Consider the following 15,412-nt stretch of genomic DNA (forward strand, 5'->3'; position numbering starts at 1 on the left):
GGGTACGCCCCGGGGAGATGATCGAGGTGTGGGATGAGCACCACCTGCGCCATGCCGGCACCGTGAGTCAGGTGGCGGCCCACCTCGGGGTGCTGTGGATGCGCGAGGCCAGCAGCGGGATCCCCAAGCTGATCCCCGTCGACGAGTACCGGCTGCGCCACGCCTGGATGGCCCACGCCGTCTGAGGCAGGCGCAGCCCCTCCCAGCAGCCCGTGCCTCTCCGGCAGAGGCAGCCTCCGGGTGGGGTGAGGCACCAGCACGATGCGTGAGGCCCGCCCCGGCACGGTCACCCCGTGCCGGGGCGGGCATCACCACGTTCGGAAGCCCCTGCCTCCGCAGAGTTCCCGCCCTGAGCGGGTTCACCTGGACAGCGGCCCCGCCTGCTCCGTGACCGTGCGCGGCCCGCTCCCTCCACTCTCATCAGGCGTAGCCTTGGCAGGAGGAGTACGGCTCGAGCGAGGAACGACCAGTCGTCGATGCCACGGCGGCGCGCACGGTGCGCAGTGGGCTCGAGCCGCCCTGTTGGACCGAGGAGGTCCCCATGCAACCCGAATCCTCCGCGATGGAACTGACCGCGGTCTTCGCCCGCATCCAGAACATGCTGCTGTCCCAGGAGCACGCCACCGCCGCGGTGCACCAGCTGGCCCAGGTCGCCCAAGACCTCATCCCCTCAGCCGCTGGCGCTGGGGTCTCCCTGATCGACGCCCACGGCAGCAGAACCAGTACCGGGGCCACCGATCATCTCGTGGAGGCCGCCGACGCCCTCCAGTACGAGCTGGGCGAGGGCCCCTGCCTGAGCGTCTGGGCCACCGAGACCCTCCAGCGCGTCAACGACACCACCGACGACGACCGCTGGCCCCAGTGGTCAGCGGCTGTTGCTCGATCGGGGATCCGCTCGATGCTCAGCGTCCCGCTGGTGTTCCAGGACCGGTGCCTGGGGGCGATGAAGGTCTACGCCACCGTCGGCGATGCCTTCACCGGTCACGAGGAGCAGCAACTGGGCCTGTTGGCCGCAGCGGCGGCCACCTTGCTGGGCGCAGCGCAGACCCGCGCGGCCCCACAGCGGCTCAGTGCTGCGCTGCAGGCCGGGTTGGCGGATCGACAGACGATCGACCGGGCCATCGGGATGCTGATGGAACAACGGGCCACCGATCCCGACGACGCCCATGCCGTGTTGATCACGGCCTCACTCGCCCAGGGCCGGCCCATGGTCGAGATCGCCCGCCAGATCCTTCAGCGACACCCGGACCCGGGCGCCTGAGTTCGCACGGTGGATCCCGACGAGGTCGGGGCCGAACAAGCCCACCTGCTGCTCGAGGTCATCGGCCGTGCCGGTATCGAGGTGAGGCAGCTGTGGATCGACTACTTCATCCTCGGCGGTCACGCCGGGAAGATCGAGGTCGAGGCCTGTCTGCACCACTGCCTGGACCTGCCCCGGCTCCAACGGGACCTGTTGACCCACGCCGCCTCCGAGCTCATCCACCGGCAACCTCCGCTGCGCGCCCTGTCCACCTGGGACCTGCTGAAGCCTCCAGGCCGTGCAGCGAAGGAGTGGATGGGTTCTCTCTGCCGTGAGGTCGTGTTCCTCGGCCAGTTTCTCGGGCGGGGCTTCCGGTGCACAGTTGCCTGCGGTCCTCGGGCACCCCACGGTCAAGCTCTGGGGAAGGTCTGCGAGGGAGGAGGCCGGTCCTGCGGTGGTGGCCTCCGCCTGGGCCCGGGTGAGGCAAGAATAGAACCGGCCTCCGCCGTCCCTCAGGGGGCTGTGCTCGATGGGGTGCTGGAGTGCATCCTGGTCTCAGAGCCCGCACGGCGAGGCCGTTCGCCGAGCAACCCCGGATGGAAAGAATCAGATGATGGGTGACCCCGAGCCCGAGGCGGTCCAGGACCGCACCCGCAGACATCGGTCTCAGGCACGAGCCCGAGATCAGGAACTGGGGGCCCAGGCGGAAGAGCCCGAGCAGGAGGACCAGTCCCGGATGCGGGCCTGGAAGACCCGGCAGGCCGCCGCCGGTGACATGGGCCTGGAGGTCGGCGACCCCCGCGCCCAGCAGGAGGACGGACATCGGCCCCGAACCGAAGAGACCGGGACGATGGGTGTCGCCTCATCCGATACGGCGAGCCCGGCTCGTCGGCGCCGGGAGGACAGCAAGGTCCACGGCACCGGGGACCTGGCCGGGCAGCTGAGCGAGCTGGCCCGCACCCTGCAGCACGAGCAGGACATGGATGCCACCCTGGCGGCGATGGTGTACGCAGCGCTGGAGTTGATCCCCGGGGCGGCGGCAGCGTCCATCTCGGTGGCCCGGGCCCACCACACCATGACCTCCCATGCCGCGTCCTCGGAGCTGGCGGCGGTCGTGGACCAGTTGCAGGAAGAGCACGGGGAGGGACCGTGCCTGGATGCAGCCTATGTGGAGAACATCGTGCGGGTCCCGGACTTCGGCCAGGAGAACCGGTGGCCGTCCTTCGCTCCGGCCGCCGCCGAAGCCGGGGCGAGGTCGATGCTGTGCTTCCAGCTCTACACCGACGAAAGGGAGCTTGGGGCGCTGAACGTCTACGGCGCCGAGACCGAGGCGTTCACCGCCACCTCGGAGGAGGTCGGGCTGCTGGTCGCCGCGCACGCGGCCGTGGCCTTCGCCGATGCCGAGCAGATCGCCCGGCTCCACCGGGCTTTGACCACCCGGGATCTGATCGGTCGGGCCAAGGGTATCTTGATGGAGCGGTTCAAGATCACCGACCAGCAGGCCTTCGTGGTCCTGACCACGGCCAGCTCCCGTTCCAACCTCAAGCTGCGCGAGGTGGCCGAGCAGCTGGCCACCACCGGCACCTTCCCCGGTGAGCACTGAGCAAAAGCGCATGGGCGGCTCGGACCCGCCCGCTGGAGTCACGGTGGACCAGAGGCCGGCCCTCAGGCGAAGCCACGGAGACGGCACCAACCGTGGAACCTGCATCGCCCAGACTCCCTGTGGACCGCGTTGCGGTGGGGGTTCCCCTAGGAGCGTTCCGGTCCACGAGGGGCGACCTCTGCCGGGCAGCCTCCGGTGCTGTGGATTCTTCCCTCCGCGCACATCGCCCTTCGGGGGAAGCGGTGCGCGGAGCGCGGTGGCACAGTAGGATCCCATGAACACATCTGAGACCTCCGCTCGGACCGCCCTGGTCGTCGGAGCCAGCGGCATCGCCGGCTCCGCGATCGTCGAGCAGCTCACTGCCCAGGACTGGGACGTGGTGGCGCTGTCGCGCGCTCCCGTGCCCGGCAGCACCGCCCGGCACGTGAGCGCGGACCTGCGCTCGGCCGAAAGCCTTGCCGCGGCGCTGGCCGGTGAGCGGCCCACGCACGTGTTCTTCACCGCGTGGTCCCGCCAGGCCACCGAGAAGCAGAACATCGAGGTCAACGCCGCCATGGTGCGCAACCTCCTGGCAGCCCTGGCCCACGCCCCGGTGGAGCACGTGGGGCTGATGACCGGGCTCAAGCACTACCTGGGCCCGTTCGAGGCCTACGGGAAGGGCGAGATGCCGGACACCCCCTTCCTGGAGGAGGAGCCCCGGCTGCCGGTGGAGAACTTCTACTACGCCCAGGAGGACGAGCTGTGGGCCGCCGCCGGACGCCAGGGGTTCCGCTGGTCGGTGCACCGGGCGCACACGGTGACCGGGCACGCGGTGGGCAACGCCATGAACATGGCGCTCACCCTCGCCACCCAGGCCGCGATCTGCCGGGAGACCGGCCGGCCCTTCGTGTTCCCCGGCTCCGAGGTCCAGTGGAACAGCTTGACCGACATGACCGATGCCACGCTGCTGGCCGAGCACATGATCTGGGCCGCCACCACGGAGGCGGCGGGGAACGAGGCCTACAACGTGGTCAACGGGGACGTCTTCCGGTGGCGGAGGATGTGGCCGGTCCTGGCCGACTACTTCGGGGTCGACGGGGAGGGTTTCCAGCAGGCGCCGCGGCCCCTTCAGGAGCAGATGCGCGGCGTCGAGGACGTCTGGGCGCGGATCGTGGAGAAGCACGGGCTCGTCGAGCCCGATCTTGCACGGGTGGCCTCGTGGTGGCACACGGACGCGGACCTGGGCCGCCCGATCGAAGTGGTCGCCGACATGAGCAAGAGCCGGCTGGCCGGGTTCACCGGCTATCGCCGCACCCAGGACTGCTTCATCCGCCTGTTCGAGCGCTACCGGACCGAGGGCGTCATCCCCTGAGCAGACCCACTGGCCGTCACTACGGCACCGATGATCGGCATCGATGTCCGTCCAGGAGCAGCAGGAGGGGACGAGCCCGACGGACGAACCATGACTTGTCCGTCACTGCACCGGATGGGTGCACACGAGTCCCTTCCCCGCTGTCCAGAGGCACCCGGGCGCCCAGGACCAGGTCCTTTGTACGGGTCGCGCAGGACGACAGAGGTGCTGGATGATCCGTGGAGCTCATCCGTTGCAGTTGAGGTTCCCTTGCCATGCGGGTGATGTTGGAGTGTCGCTGTGTGGTGGGCGCAGGGATGGTGATGAGGTGATGTTCCGGGTCACTCAGTCGGCTGACATGGTCGTGATCAGCTCGAGCATGCGGCTCACCTGTGGATGCCACGGTCGCGCGGACGGGCCGGCGAATACGAGCCTCCGCTCCAGGCGGGGAGTGATGTCCACCATCACGAGGGTGCCGGGCAGCATCGAAGAGGCCAGGGACGGCATGATCGCCACCCCGATGTCGTTTTCCACCATGCTGAGGAGGGTGGAGAGTTCACGGACGCGCTGCGCGGGGTCGTAGCGGACACCGCTGAGCGCATGAAGTTCCTTGATCTGTGGTTCGCACCCGCCCGAGGACACCAGCAGCGGGTCATCCAGCAACTCGGGCAGCCCTACCTGATCCAGGGAACTGAACGGGTGGTCGTTGCGCAGCACGGCCCGAAACCTGTCCTGGAGCAGTTCCACACCGTCCGCCGGCATGGGCTCGGGGTCGATGAGGATGGCGCAGTCCACCACGCCGCTGTTGAGCCACTCCTCCAATTCGTCGTCGTCGCCTTCGAAGACCCGTATGTCGACGCCTGGAAGGCACTCGGCCCAGTGGTTCAGCAGTCTGGGCAGCAGGCGATGCGCCACGGTGGGCGACGCGGCGATTTTCACTGTTCCTGCGGGTTTGTTCTGGTGGTGCTCGCTGATCAGGGATTCGATGGCCCGCGTTGCCGCCAGGGCAGTGCGCGCGTGCGGCAACAGGGCCCGGCCTAGTTCTGTGGGGCGAAGCGGGCTTGTGCGGTGTACCAGGGGTGCGCCTGCGGTCCTCTCCAGTGCCGCGACGCTGTGCGAGACCGAGGACTGGTCGACGCCGAGGTGGTCGGCTGCCGCACCGAAGCCGTCGTGCTCCACCACCGCTGACAGGACCGCCAACTGTTTCAGCGTCACTCCCATGGAAACTCCTCATGTTTGGATGGCCTGAATGCATTGGACTCATGATGCCCCAGGTGGCGACGCTGGACGCAGACAGATGAGGGGAGACCATGGCAGCCGAAACCGGACAACCAGCGAAAGCGTCGTCATCCATCGGGGCGCAGTACATCGCCGCGGCAGCTGTCTGGGGGGCGAGCTTCCTGTTCATCAAGGTCGCGGTCGAGGGACTCTCACCCGCGCAGGTCGTGCTCGGCCGGCTGGCGGGAGGGGCGCTGTTGCTGGCGCTCATCATGACCGTCACGCGCCGCCGGTGGCCAACGGGCACCAGGACCTGGTTGCACCTTTTCGCCATGGGAATCCTGATGTGCGTTGCCCCGTTTCTCCTGTTCTCCTGGGCGGCACAGCACCTGCCCTCCGGGGTGTCGAGCATCTTCAACGCGACCACTCCGATCGCGACGATGATCATCGCTCTGGCAGTCCTGCCCGAGGAACGCCTCACCAGGATCAAGACGGCAGCGATGATCATCGCTGCCGGGGGGATCGTCCTTGTTCTCGGGCCGTGGCGGCTCCTGGCGGACCTACAGGACGCGAACCTCCTCGCCCAATGGGCATGTTTGGGCGCCACCACCTGCTACGGGCTGGGATTCACCTACACCCGTAGGTTCTTCCGGGCCCACACCTATGACGCCACCACGGTCGCTGCCGGCCAGATCGGCGCCGGCGCCCTGGTGATCGCGGCCCTCGCACCCGTCATCGGTCGCGATCCGGTCGACCTGTCACCCGCGATCGTCATCAGCATCATCTTGCTCGGCGCGGTCGGGACCGGCATCGCCTACGTCTGGTACACCAACGTCATCAACGCCTGGGGCGCGACCCTGGCCTCGACAGTCACCTACCTCACACCCATCGGAGGTGTGATCCTCGGAATGCTCGTCCTCCAGGAACAGATCCGCTGGAACGAGATCGTCGGGGGAACCATCGTGGTTCTGGGGGTTCTGGTCAGCCAAGGCAGGCTCAGGGTGCGTCCCCCGACGCCCCACAACGACCTCCCCTAAGACCTGGTCTCATCACCTGATCTGTCGTTGCCCACCCGCCTGGGAGTGGTTCGCAGTGCCTGCACGGGGGACTGCCCCGTCGGCCCGACCTGTCGCCACTTCCTGCATCAGTCCCTGGGGACCCCGGTCCCTTCCCCTCATGGAAAGGGGTGCTGATGCGCGTTCGGGTGACGTCATCGAGGGGAGTGTGTTTCTCCCCTACTTCTGCATCACCTCCTGTCCCAGCTGTGCTACTGCGTTCCGGTAGGCGGTTCGGGCTCGGGGCGAGGAGTTGATCCGCCAGTCGAGCTCCTTGTCCAGGTGGAACCAGACAGCTGCTCGAACGTCGCCCTGTTGTTGGAGGTGCGCGAAGAGCTGGGTGATCCAGGCGGCTTTGGCCCCGCCGTCCTCGGGATCCTCTGCCGAGGCTGTTTCGGTGATGATGATCGGCAGGTCGGTGCCGAGGGACCGGAGTTCCTGGATCCCTCTCCGGAAGAGGGCGGATGGTTCGATCCAGCCGGCAGGGCCGGCCGAGCCCCAGTTGTAGCCGTCCAGTCCCAGCAGATCGACAGCCTCAGGGCCGGGGAAGTAGTCCGTGAGCGGACCGGAGTTCTCGGCGGTGAGGCCGTCAGGAATGTTGGGGGCCCAGCACCAGCGCACCCTCTCAGCGCCTGCGGTCTCGAAAATGTCGCGGACGTGGTGCCAGGCCTGCACGTAGTGTTCCGGGGTGTTTCCCTGCACGCCGGCGCCCCAGGGATACCAGTTGCCGTTCATCTCGTGGGCGAAACGCAGAACGACGTCCTGTCCCCAACGGGCCAGATCCTGCGCCCAGGCGCGAATGTGGTCGTCGTGCTCCCCTGCGGCGATCTGGAGCAGGGTGAACCGTGGTTGCTCCACCACAGGGGAAGGGAACTCGCCGGTGGAGGGGGCATGCCACGGTTCCCACGTGAGGATAGGCACCGCCCCCTGCTCCCGGGCCGCGTCGAGGGCCTGCCAGGGCGGGTGCTCCAGCGTCCAGTCGCAGAACAGGAGCATCCACTGTGCTGGGGATCCTGCCATGGCGTTGTAGGCGCGCACGGACCCATGGTCCTGGGGGCCTTTCGGAAGGCAGACCCCGACTTCCAGGGGGCGGGTGCGGGCCGGCGGAGGAAAGGACGGGGGCGTCGGGGGGCTGCTGCAGCCGGTGAGCATCAACGCCCCCATCCCGACCAGCACGACCCGGCGGGTCGGCTGGCGGCCGTGTTCGGGGAGCGTGCGGAACGAGGACGGCACTGCACGGGCCGGGCGAGTCGTCGTCATGGTCCGCCGAGTCTAGCCACTGCCGAGCAGAGTTCGTGGTGCGCTCACGTCGCCTGCTCCCAGGGCAGCCGCCTGAGCTGTCGATGATGACACATCAAGTAATACTTGCTGGTAGCTTGTTGCTTAAGCATACTCATGAGTAGTTCAGGAGCGGGGGCTCCGACGAACCGCGCCGAAGTGGGCACTTCAGGCGATGGCGTCGCCCTCGTTCACACCGTGGGGGCGGTGCTGGGGATCCATGTCGCCTCCCCACATTCGTGGCTGGGGGGGCCGAATGAAGATCGTTGCGCTGGTGCCTGCTTACAACGAGTCCGCAAGCATCGGGACCACGATCCAGGCGATCCTGGACCAGGACCGGCCGGCGGACCGGGTCGTCGTGATCCCGAACGGGTGCACCGACGACACCGCCGAGGTGGCACGACGCTATCCGGTGACCGTCCTGGAGCTGCCGCAGCTGGAGCACCGGAAGTCCGAGGCGCTCAACCGCGCCTGGGCTCGGTACGGCCAGGACGCCGACGTGGTCGTCTGCGTCGATGCCGACACCTGGCTGCCGCCCAACGCCTTCGCGGAGTGGGCCGGTGAGTTCACCGACCGGCCGAGCCTCGGCGGGTCGTCGTCGAAGTTCACCATGCAGGCCCCCGATCTCCTCTCACGGTTGCAGAAGGCGGAGTTCGCCACCTGGACCGACACCAGCCTGCGGCGCGGTACCACGCACGTGCTGGCCGGCACCGGGTGCGCGATCAGCGGCCCGGCCCTGCGTGAGGTGGCCGCCCGGGACGACCGGGAAGGACCCTGGTGCTACACCAGCGCCACCGAGGACTTCGAACTGACCTACCGCCTGCGGGAGCTGGGCTATTTCTGCCAGGTCTCCCCGCACGTGCGCGCGTACACCGACAGCATGAAGGACCTGAAGTCGCTGTGGAACCAGCGGCTCAAGTGGCAGGTGGGCACCATCGAGGACCTGTTGACCTTCGGCATGAACCGCCTGACCCTCCGGGACTGGGGCCAACAGGCGATGGGCCTGATGAATGCGGCACTGAAGCTGCTCTGGATCGTGGTGCTCGTCGGTTTCGCAGCGATCGGTGACCTCCAGTTCGTCCTGTTCTGGTGGCTGCTGCCGCTGTTGTTCGTCGCTCTCGACGTGAAGCGCGCGATGCGGATCCCGCACCGGGACAAGAAGGACCTGCTCATCGCGGCATCCTTCTTCCCCAACGAGGCCTTCATGTGGCTGCGGGCCGGATGGTTCGTCCGGTCGTGGGCCGAGGTCCTGGCCTCGAGGATCACCAATCAGAAGACCGACCGATGGGCCGCGCAGTACGCGGCGGAAGGAGTTTGACATGTATGGAGCTCAGGAGACCACTGCCGGGGGAACGGTGCTCGTGGCCGCAGGACTGGCCAGCGGAGCCTGGATGCTCGCCGTCGTAGGACTGGCCCTGGCCGGTATCGCGCTGGTGGCACTGCTGCGCAAGCCCGGTCCGCACCGGCCGTAGGACTGACCCGGGACTGCCGCCGCGGTCCCGGCAGGACAGCACAGGGGCGCCTCCCCGCGGAGGTGCCCCTTGCCTGCCGCATCAACCATCCGGCTGATAGACGGCGAACAGTTCTGGTGGGGTCCGTGCCTCACCAGGCATGGCCGGCTCGTCCGGAAGGCTCCTCCTGGCACCCGTTGCGCCCCCGCCCGAGTGCACCCGTCTGCTGACGGCCCATGCGGGTGGGGCTGGTGATCGACAGCAGGTGGACGGGGGCGCCCGGTGTGCTCACCGGGGGACGGTGACGGCTCAGGTGGTGCGTCTGAGGGCGAGGACGGTGGTGTCGTCCTCGGCGCCGGTGGAGGCGGCGTAGTCGCTGCACAGGGTCACGAGCTCCTCGGCGGTGGTGGCCAGAGCATTGAGGGTGGCAGCGGTGGAGACGGCGGCCTCGAGGTCGTCGAAGAAGTCCAGGAAGCCGTCGGAGACCACCAGCAGCGTCTGCCCGGGCAGCAGGGTGGTGGTGTGCACCTGCCAGGTCCACTCCGCCAGGACTCCCAGGGGTGGGCCCGAGGAGGCCAGCCGGCGGTGGGTGCCGTCCGGGGACAGGATCAGGGCCAGGCCGTGACCGGCGTCGATGTAGCCCATTTCCCCGGTGCCGGTGTTCAGCTGGGCGATGAAGGCGGTGATGAACGCCCCGGCCTCTTCCAGCAGCGGGGTCAGCGCCCCGGCGGCGCGTTTCATCGCCTCCGGGGCGGTGTTGTACTGGAAGGTGGCGCGCAGCACGGCCCGGGCCGAGGCGGAGAGCAAGGCCGCCGGGATGCCCTTGCCCATCACGTCGGTGACCATCGCCTGCACCTCATCGCCCATAACCACCCAGTCGTAGCAGTCCCCGCCGATGAACCGCGCCGGCAGGCACCGGCCGGCGGCCTCGAGCGTGGGAGTGCTCAGTCCGGTGCTGGGCATGAGCATCTGCTGGATCTGCTCGGCCCGGTCCTGTTCCATCTGGGCGGCGAGTTCGCGCTCGACCCATCCGGCCATCTCCGCCAGGATCCGCCGCTCCCGGGCATCGAGTTCCCGCGGGGTGCTGTCGACCAGGCACAGGGACCCGACCGGCTCACCACCGGGGGCGTGCAGCGGGTGACCGGCGTAGAAGCGCACCGGGTCGGCTCCGGTGATGAAGGCGCTGCCGGCGAAGCGGGCCTCGGTCACCGCATCGGCCACGATCAGCGGGGCGTCCTGCTCGACGGTCCGGGCGCACAGGGAATCGGTGCGACTGGCGTGGACCAGCCCGTCCAGCCCGGCCTCGGCCTTGGTGAACTGGCGTTCGGCGTCGATGAGGTTCACCGCCGCGGCCTTCACCGAGAAGACGTCCCGGGCGATGCGCACCACACGGTCGTAGCGCTCCTCCCGGGGGGTGTCGAGGATGTGCAGGGCGTGCAGGGCATCGACCCGTGCCGCCTCCACCTGACCCATGTGCGTTCGCATACTCCCAGGCTATCGAGGTGGCACGCAGCACCGCTCCACTGCCGGCCGGTGTCGTCGTCCGGTCGCTCAAATCCATGTGCTGTCCCGTGCAGGTGCGGCAAGGTGCGGATCAGTACCGGGCAACGGGTCACTGTTGGGTGGTCGGCCCCGATGCACCCGGGCAGTCAGCACATCCCGGCGAGGAAGGCTCATGGTCGACCGCTCCGCCTGAAGTCTCATCACGGGCCCGCCACGCTGCAGTAGTCGTTCCCCCGCGCCGATCCGGGTAGATCCCTCTTCGCGAGCCCTGGGTTCCGACCGGCACCGCCCGTGAAGTGCTGTACGAAAGTAATCAATGCACTCGACATTCGTCGAGAGCGCCACGGTGGCGCCCAGACAGAGACCTGGGAGACCTGCAGCAGCCACAGAGGGGATCCATGATGCGCAAGTCCGACAAGCAGGCCCTGGCCGTTTCCAGCAGCCTGGCAGCACTGCTCTTCCTCGGCGGTTGCGGTGCCGAAGAAGCCGCCACATCGACGCCGGCAGCCTCGGCTTTCCAGGACACCTCCGAGTCGGACCAGCGGGTTGCCAATGCGGAGGCTAGGGCCACGGAGGCTGAGGAGCGGGCGGAGGAGGCCGAGGAGCGTGTCGCGGAGCTGGAAGCCGAGGCGGAGGCCAAGGCCGCGGATGAGGCCGCGGACGAGGAGGAGCCGGAGATCGAGGCGGCAGATGAGCCGGCGGCTCTCGATCCGGAGCCGAACCGCGATCAGTCGTCGATGACGATGTCGCAGCAGAACGCGCTCGGCTCCGCCCGGGACTACCTGGAGTACACGGTGTTCTCGCGCTCCGGGCTGATCGAGCAGCTGGAGTTCGAGGGCTACTCGACCGCGGATGCCACCTCGCCGGTCGACAGCCTGAACACCGACTACAACGCTCAGGCGGCCAAGGCCGCCAAGGACTACCTCGACTATTCGTCCTTCTCCCGTTCCGGCCTCATCGAGCAGCTGATGTTCGAGGGGTACACCGCGGAGCAGGCGACGTACGGCGTGGATCAGACCGGGCTCTGACCGCGCGGGACTGCCGCGGTCGGAGCAGTGCGGCTGCTGGAGGTTGAGCGTACTTGGGGCATGCCGAGGCCCCCGTGACCCCTCGAGTGAGGACTCCGGCCCGCGAAGTCCGACTTCTCAGCACCTTGGGCATGTCCCCCGATGGCGCTTTGAGCCGGATGGTGATTGCGCGCAGTACGGCCCGGGACGGATCGCCCGTGATCTCGTGAGGTCGTTGTGGGGCTCAATCCGAACCGGTGGATGTCGAGGCGCTCTCCTTCGCGGAGATCGAAGACGTCACGGATGGGTCGCAGGTGGGGCGGTGGCAGCGCCGGCATGGCCCATGAAGCCGGTGGACGAGGGCGGGGATCTTGGTGCGCAATCCGGCTTCGGTCTGCTCCTGGGCGCGGGTCTTCTCCAGGGTGGTGGTGAGCAGGTGCTTCGGCACGACGACGATGCCGTCGCTGTCGCCGATGATGGCGTCGCCGGGGTGGCCGACGGCGCTCCCGGGTCAGCGTGGCCTTGGGGTCTGAGGTGGGAGAGGGCCGGTGAGGCCACATTTTCTCGTGTAGATGGACGCGGGTGTACCGGCGGAGACAGCCTGTCTCGCCTCGCAGTGTGTGCAAGAGCCGGTCTCGTGCCATCGGAGGCGAACGCAGGGGATGAGCATCTCGGCCGTGAGCAGAGGCCGTTTCCCACTGCTCGACGACGTGCTGAGCACCTCGAGCCGCGCTGCCGCTCTCGTAGGGATTCCCAGGTTGTGCCGGGCCAGCTTTGGTAGTTTCTTGATATCAGCACCTTGATGCTGGTCCGCCGACACGAGTGAGATACGGAGATCATGAGCGCCCACTGCGACGCGCCCTGTGACAGACCCTGGCCTTCGGGCCGTGCAGATGTGACGAGGTGGTGGGACTGATGGAAGTCCGGTCCGTCCTCAACGGGGTGGCGCTGATCGCCGACTCCACGGTGTTCATGGGCGCCGGCATGGGCGACACGACGCCGTGCGGTAGCAACTTCCCGGTCGTAGGAAGGGGCAACTGATGCTGGAAGCATGGATACTGCTCGTCGTCGTCGTCCTCCTGATCCTCGGCAACGCATTGTTCGTGGCGGTGGAGTTCGCCTTTCTGACCGTCAACCGCAACCAGGTCAGGGCTGCTGAAGAGGCCGGCGACCGCCGCGCTGCCGTCCTGGAGCGGTCGTTGACGAAGACCTCCACCAATCTTTCCGGTGCTCAGCTGGGCATCACTTTGACCAGCCTGATCGTCGGCTTCCTCGCCGGGCCCTCCCTCGGCGTGCTGCTCACGGAGGGTCTCGGGCTCACCGGGATGTCCCCGGCGGCCGCCGCCGGCATCGCCACCACGGCCGCGTTCGTGATCGCCACCTTCACCCAAATGGTCTTCGGAGAGCTCGTGCCCAAGAACTGGGCGATCGCCGAGCCGATGCGGGTGTCCTACCTCGTGGTGCACCCGCAACGGATCTTCATGCTGCTCTTCGGGTGGCTGGTGCGGATCCTCAACTCCTCGGCCAACTGGGTCCTGAAGCTGCTCGGGTTCACCCCGACCGAGGAGGTCGCCAACGCCCGCACCGCCAGGGAGCTCACAGCACTGGTGTCCCGCTCCGGAACGGAAGGCACTCTCGATGCTGGCACCGCTGAGCTGATCGCGCGGTCGATCGAGTTCGGCGACCGCACGGCCGCCGACGTCATGCGTCCCCGACCGCAGGTGACCTTTTTGAACGAGCACACCGCCCAGGACGTGATCGAGATGTCCGCTGCCACCGGCCACTCCCGGTTCCCCGTGGAGGGCGCCTCAGTGGACGACATCGTGGGCGTGGTGCATTTCAAGCACGCCCTGGCCGTGCCCTTCGAGGACCGCGCCTACCGTTCCGTGCGAGAAATCGCAGTCCCGGCCACCGTCGTGACCGAATCGATGACCCTGGACCCGTTGCTGCGCGAGCTGCGCAGGCCCGGGCTGCAGCTGGCCGTGGTCGTCGACGAGTACGGGGGAACGGCCGGGATCGTGACGCTGGAGGACCTGATCGAGGAGATCGTCGGGGAGATCGACGACGAGCAGGATGAGATCATCGACCGCTACCGCCGCACCGGCGGCGGTAGCATCTCGGTGTCCGGGCTGCTGCGCCCGGACGAGCTCGGCGACATCATGGGCCTGGAGCTGCCCGAGGGGCAGGAGTCCGACACCCTGGGCGGGCTGATCGCCGAGCAGCTCGACCGGCTGCCCCAGGCCGGGGACCGGACCGCACTCGAGGCCGTGGACCACGTCCACCGCGACGAGGACGGGTTGCCCACCACCACCGAGGTCACCCTGGCCGTGGTGCGGATGGACGGGCACCGGGTGGACCGGATCGTCGTCGGCCGCGCCGATGGGCGCCGCGCCGATGCCCACCACACCGAGGGCCACCACCTTGAGAGACACCACCGCGGCGATGCCTCCGGATCCACAGCCGTCGACACCGAGAGGGGTGAGGGGCGATGACCGAGGGTCTGGCCATCCTGGTCCTGGTCCTGCTGCTGGGCGGCAACGCCTTCTTCGTGGCCGCGGAGTTCGCGATGGTCTCGGCCCGCCGCGACCAGATCGAGCCGAAGGCCGCGGCCGGATCCAGCGCGGCCAAGGTGGCCTTGAAGGGCATCGAGGACGTCTCGACCTCCCTGGCCGCCACCCAGTTGGGCATCACTGCCTGCTCCTTGCTGATCGGTGCGGTGGGGGAGCCGGCGATCGCCCACACCATTGAAGGCCCCATGGCGGACCTGGGGGTGCCGGAGGGTTTCGTGCACCCGGTGGCGCTGGTGATCGCTTTGCTGATCGTGACGTTCCTGCACATGGTGCTGGGCGAGATGGTGCCGAAGAACATGGCCATCGCCCGCCCGGCGGCCTCGGCACTGCTGCTGGGTCCGGTGCTGCGAGTGTTCGTGCTGGTCTTCCGCCCGTTCATCTGGGGGATGAACCAGTCCGCCAACCTGGTGGTCCGTCACGTGTTCCGGGCCGAGCCGCGCGATGAGGTCGCCTCGGCCTTCACCTCTGATGAGGTGGCCGGATTCGTGGCCGAGTCCGGACGGGAAGGGCTGCTCGATGCCGACGAGATCCGGTTGCTCACCGGTGCTCTGGGTTTCGAGCACCTCACCGCCGCTGAGGTGGCCATCCCGGCCGGTCAGCTGCGCACCGTGGCGGCCACAGCGACTGTTGCCCAGGTCGAGGACCTGTGCGCCGCCACGGGTTTCTCCCGTTTCCCGGTTCGGGAGGACGACGGGACACTGGTCGGCTACCTCCACACCAAGGACCTGCTCGGGATCTCGGCAGAACGCCGCCACGACCCGATCCCGCCCGGCGTGATCCGTCGGCTGACCACGGTGCCCGCCGAGGCGAAGCTGCGCCAGGTCATGCGCCAGATGCAGGAGCACCAAGCCCACCTGGCCCTGCTCACCGGCACCAGCGCCCGGGCAGGAGAAGCCTCCGTGGTGGCGTTGGAGGACGTGCTGGAGGAACTCGTCGGTGAAGTCCGTGATGCCACCACCCAAGCGGCCTGACCCGGCTTCCACCCGGTCCTGACCCGGTATGGCAAGGTCCTCGTCCCGTCCCCAGGGACGAGGGCCTTGCCATCTGTGCATTGACTGCACTCGGGGCATCCACAGCCTATGACACCACCACTGTTCCCGGCTCACTCGACCCTGGCCCATACAGCACCACGGGGAGCCCGGAGAATGGGGTGGGGC

16 protein-coding genes are annotated in these 15,412 nt (G+C 68.2%); 11 read left to right on the forward strand and 5 right to left on the reverse strand.

Translation table 11 applies throughout. From position 1 onward, the window contains the following. Together RE027_RS14985 and RE027_RS14990 are read left to right on the forward strand one after the other, a co-directional pair. The coding region (locus RE027_RS14985; protein WP_368809076.1) for a hypothetical protein at nt 1-185 on the forward strand (185 nt) is incomplete at its 5' end. Nucleotides 186-541: 356 nt separating this feature from the next. After that, on the forward strand, nt 542-1,261 hold the full coding sequence (locus RE027_RS14990) for a GAF and ANTAR domain-containing protein (protein WP_368809077.1): 720 nt from the start codon (nt 542-544) through the stop codon (nt 1,259-1,261). Here the strand turns inward: RE027_RS14990 and RE027_RS14995 are convergent. Further along, the gene (locus RE027_RS14995; protein ID WP_368809078.1) at nt 1,187-1,483 is read right to left on the reverse strand and encodes a hypothetical protein; all 297 of its coding nucleotides are present in this window, start codon (nt 1,481-1,483) and stop codon (nt 1,187-1,189) included. The two genes, RE027_RS14990 and RE027_RS14995, sit on opposite strands and share 75 nt — an antisense overlap. A gap of 370 nt (nt 1,484-1,853) precedes the next feature. Between RE027_RS14995 and RE027_RS15000 the strand changes: the two genes are divergently transcribed. Both RE027_RS15000 and RE027_RS15005 read left to right on the forward strand, forming a co-directional pair. Continuing rightward, nucleotides 1,854-2,843, forward strand: a complete 990-nt coding sequence (locus RE027_RS15000) for a GAF and ANTAR domain-containing protein (protein WP_368809079.1) — start codon at nt 1,854-1,856, stop codon at nt 2,841-2,843. Between the two features lie 274 nt (nt 2,844-3,117). Then, entirely contained in the window at nt 3,118-4,194 is a 1,077-nt protein-coding gene (locus RE027_RS15005; RefSeq protein WP_368809080.1) for an SDR family oxidoreductase, read from the forward strand. A 324-nt stretch (nt 4,195-4,518) separates the two neighbouring features. Here RE027_RS15005 and RE027_RS15010 read toward each other — a convergent pair whose 3' ends face one another. Next, on the reverse strand, nt 4,519-5,394 hold the full coding sequence (locus tag RE027_RS15010; protein WP_368809081.1) for a LysR family transcriptional regulator: 876 nt from the start codon (nt 5,392-5,394) through the stop codon (nt 4,519-4,521). An 89-nt stretch (nt 5,395-5,483) separates the two neighbouring features. Between RE027_RS15010 and RE027_RS15015 the strand changes: the two genes are divergently transcribed. Further along, a complete protein-coding gene (locus tag RE027_RS15015) occupies nt 5,484-6,428 on the forward strand; it encodes a DMT family transporter (protein ID WP_368809082.1) in 945 nt (314 codons plus the stop codon). A gap of 198 nt (nt 6,429-6,626) precedes the next feature. Here RE027_RS15015 and RE027_RS15020 read toward each other — a convergent pair whose 3' ends face one another. Then, complete coding sequence (locus tag RE027_RS15020; protein ID WP_368809084.1) at nt 6,627-7,484, reverse strand: glycoside hydrolase family 26 protein; 858 nt, start codon at nt 7,482-7,484, stop codon at nt 6,627-6,629. Between the two features lie 496 nt (nt 7,485-7,980). Here RE027_RS15020 and RE027_RS15025 point away from each other — a divergent pair, with 496 nt between their 5' ends. Beyond that, entirely contained in the window at nt 7,981-9,042 is a 1,062-nt protein-coding gene (locus tag RE027_RS15025; RefSeq protein WP_368809085.1) for a glycosyltransferase family 2 protein, read from the forward strand. A 1-nt stretch (nt 9,043) separates the two neighbouring features. Then, a complete protein-coding gene (locus RE027_RS15030; protein WP_368809086.1) occupies nt 9,044-9,196 on the forward strand; it encodes a hypothetical protein in 153 nt (50 codons plus the stop codon). A gap of 288 nt (nt 9,197-9,484) precedes the next feature. On the opposite strand, the gene RE027_RS15035 is transcribed toward RE027_RS15030, so the two are convergent. Further along, nucleotides 9,485-10,660, reverse strand: a complete 1,176-nt coding sequence (locus tag RE027_RS15035) for a PP2C family protein-serine/threonine phosphatase (RefSeq protein WP_368809087.1) — start codon at nt 10,658-10,660, stop codon at nt 9,485-9,487. Between the two features lie 416 nt (nt 10,661-11,076). On the opposite strand from RE027_RS15035, the gene RE027_RS15040 reads away from it, so the two are divergent. Then, the gene (locus RE027_RS15040) at nt 11,077-11,706 is read left to right on the forward strand and encodes an Ltp family lipoprotein (protein ID WP_368809088.1); all 630 of its coding nucleotides are present in this window, start codon (nt 11,077-11,079) and stop codon (nt 11,704-11,706) included. A 223-nt stretch (nt 11,707-11,929) separates the two neighbouring features. On the opposite strand, the gene RE027_RS15045 is transcribed toward RE027_RS15040, so the two are convergent. After that, entirely contained in the window at nt 11,930-12,133 is a 204-nt protein-coding gene (locus RE027_RS15045) for a hypothetical protein (RefSeq protein WP_368809089.1), read from the reverse strand. A 467-nt stretch (nt 12,134-12,600) separates the two neighbouring features. Between RE027_RS15045 and RE027_RS15050 the strand changes: the two genes are divergently transcribed. Genes RE027_RS15050 through RE027_RS15060 form a run of 3 tightly spaced genes read left to right on the forward strand, consistent with a single transcriptional unit; the run spans nt 12,601 to nt 15,226 of the window. Then, nucleotides 12,601-12,726 (forward strand): hypothetical protein, encoded by a 126-nt coding sequence (locus RE027_RS15050; RefSeq protein WP_368809090.1) that lies wholly within the window; start codon nt 12,601-12,603, stop codon nt 12,724-12,726. After that, complete coding sequence (locus RE027_RS15055) at nt 12,726-14,177, forward strand: hemolysin family protein (RefSeq protein ID WP_368809091.1); 1,452 nt, start codon at nt 12,726-12,728, stop codon at nt 14,175-14,177. The genes RE027_RS15050 and RE027_RS15055 overlap by 1 nt, the downstream gene beginning before the upstream one ends. After that, the gene (locus tag RE027_RS15060) at nt 14,174-15,226 is read left to right on the forward strand and encodes a hemolysin family protein (RefSeq protein ID WP_368809092.1); all 1,053 of its coding nucleotides are present in this window, start codon (nt 14,174-14,176) and stop codon (nt 15,224-15,226) included. The genes RE027_RS15055 and RE027_RS15060 overlap by 4 nt, the downstream gene beginning before the upstream one ends. Nucleotides 15,227-15,412: the final 186 nt, after the last annotated feature.

Origin of the sequence: Kocuria sabuli (genome assembly GCF_040981185.1) — a bacterium.
Classification (GTDB): Bacteria; Actinomycetota; Actinomycetes; order Actinomycetales; family Micrococcaceae; genus Kocuria; species Kocuria sabuli.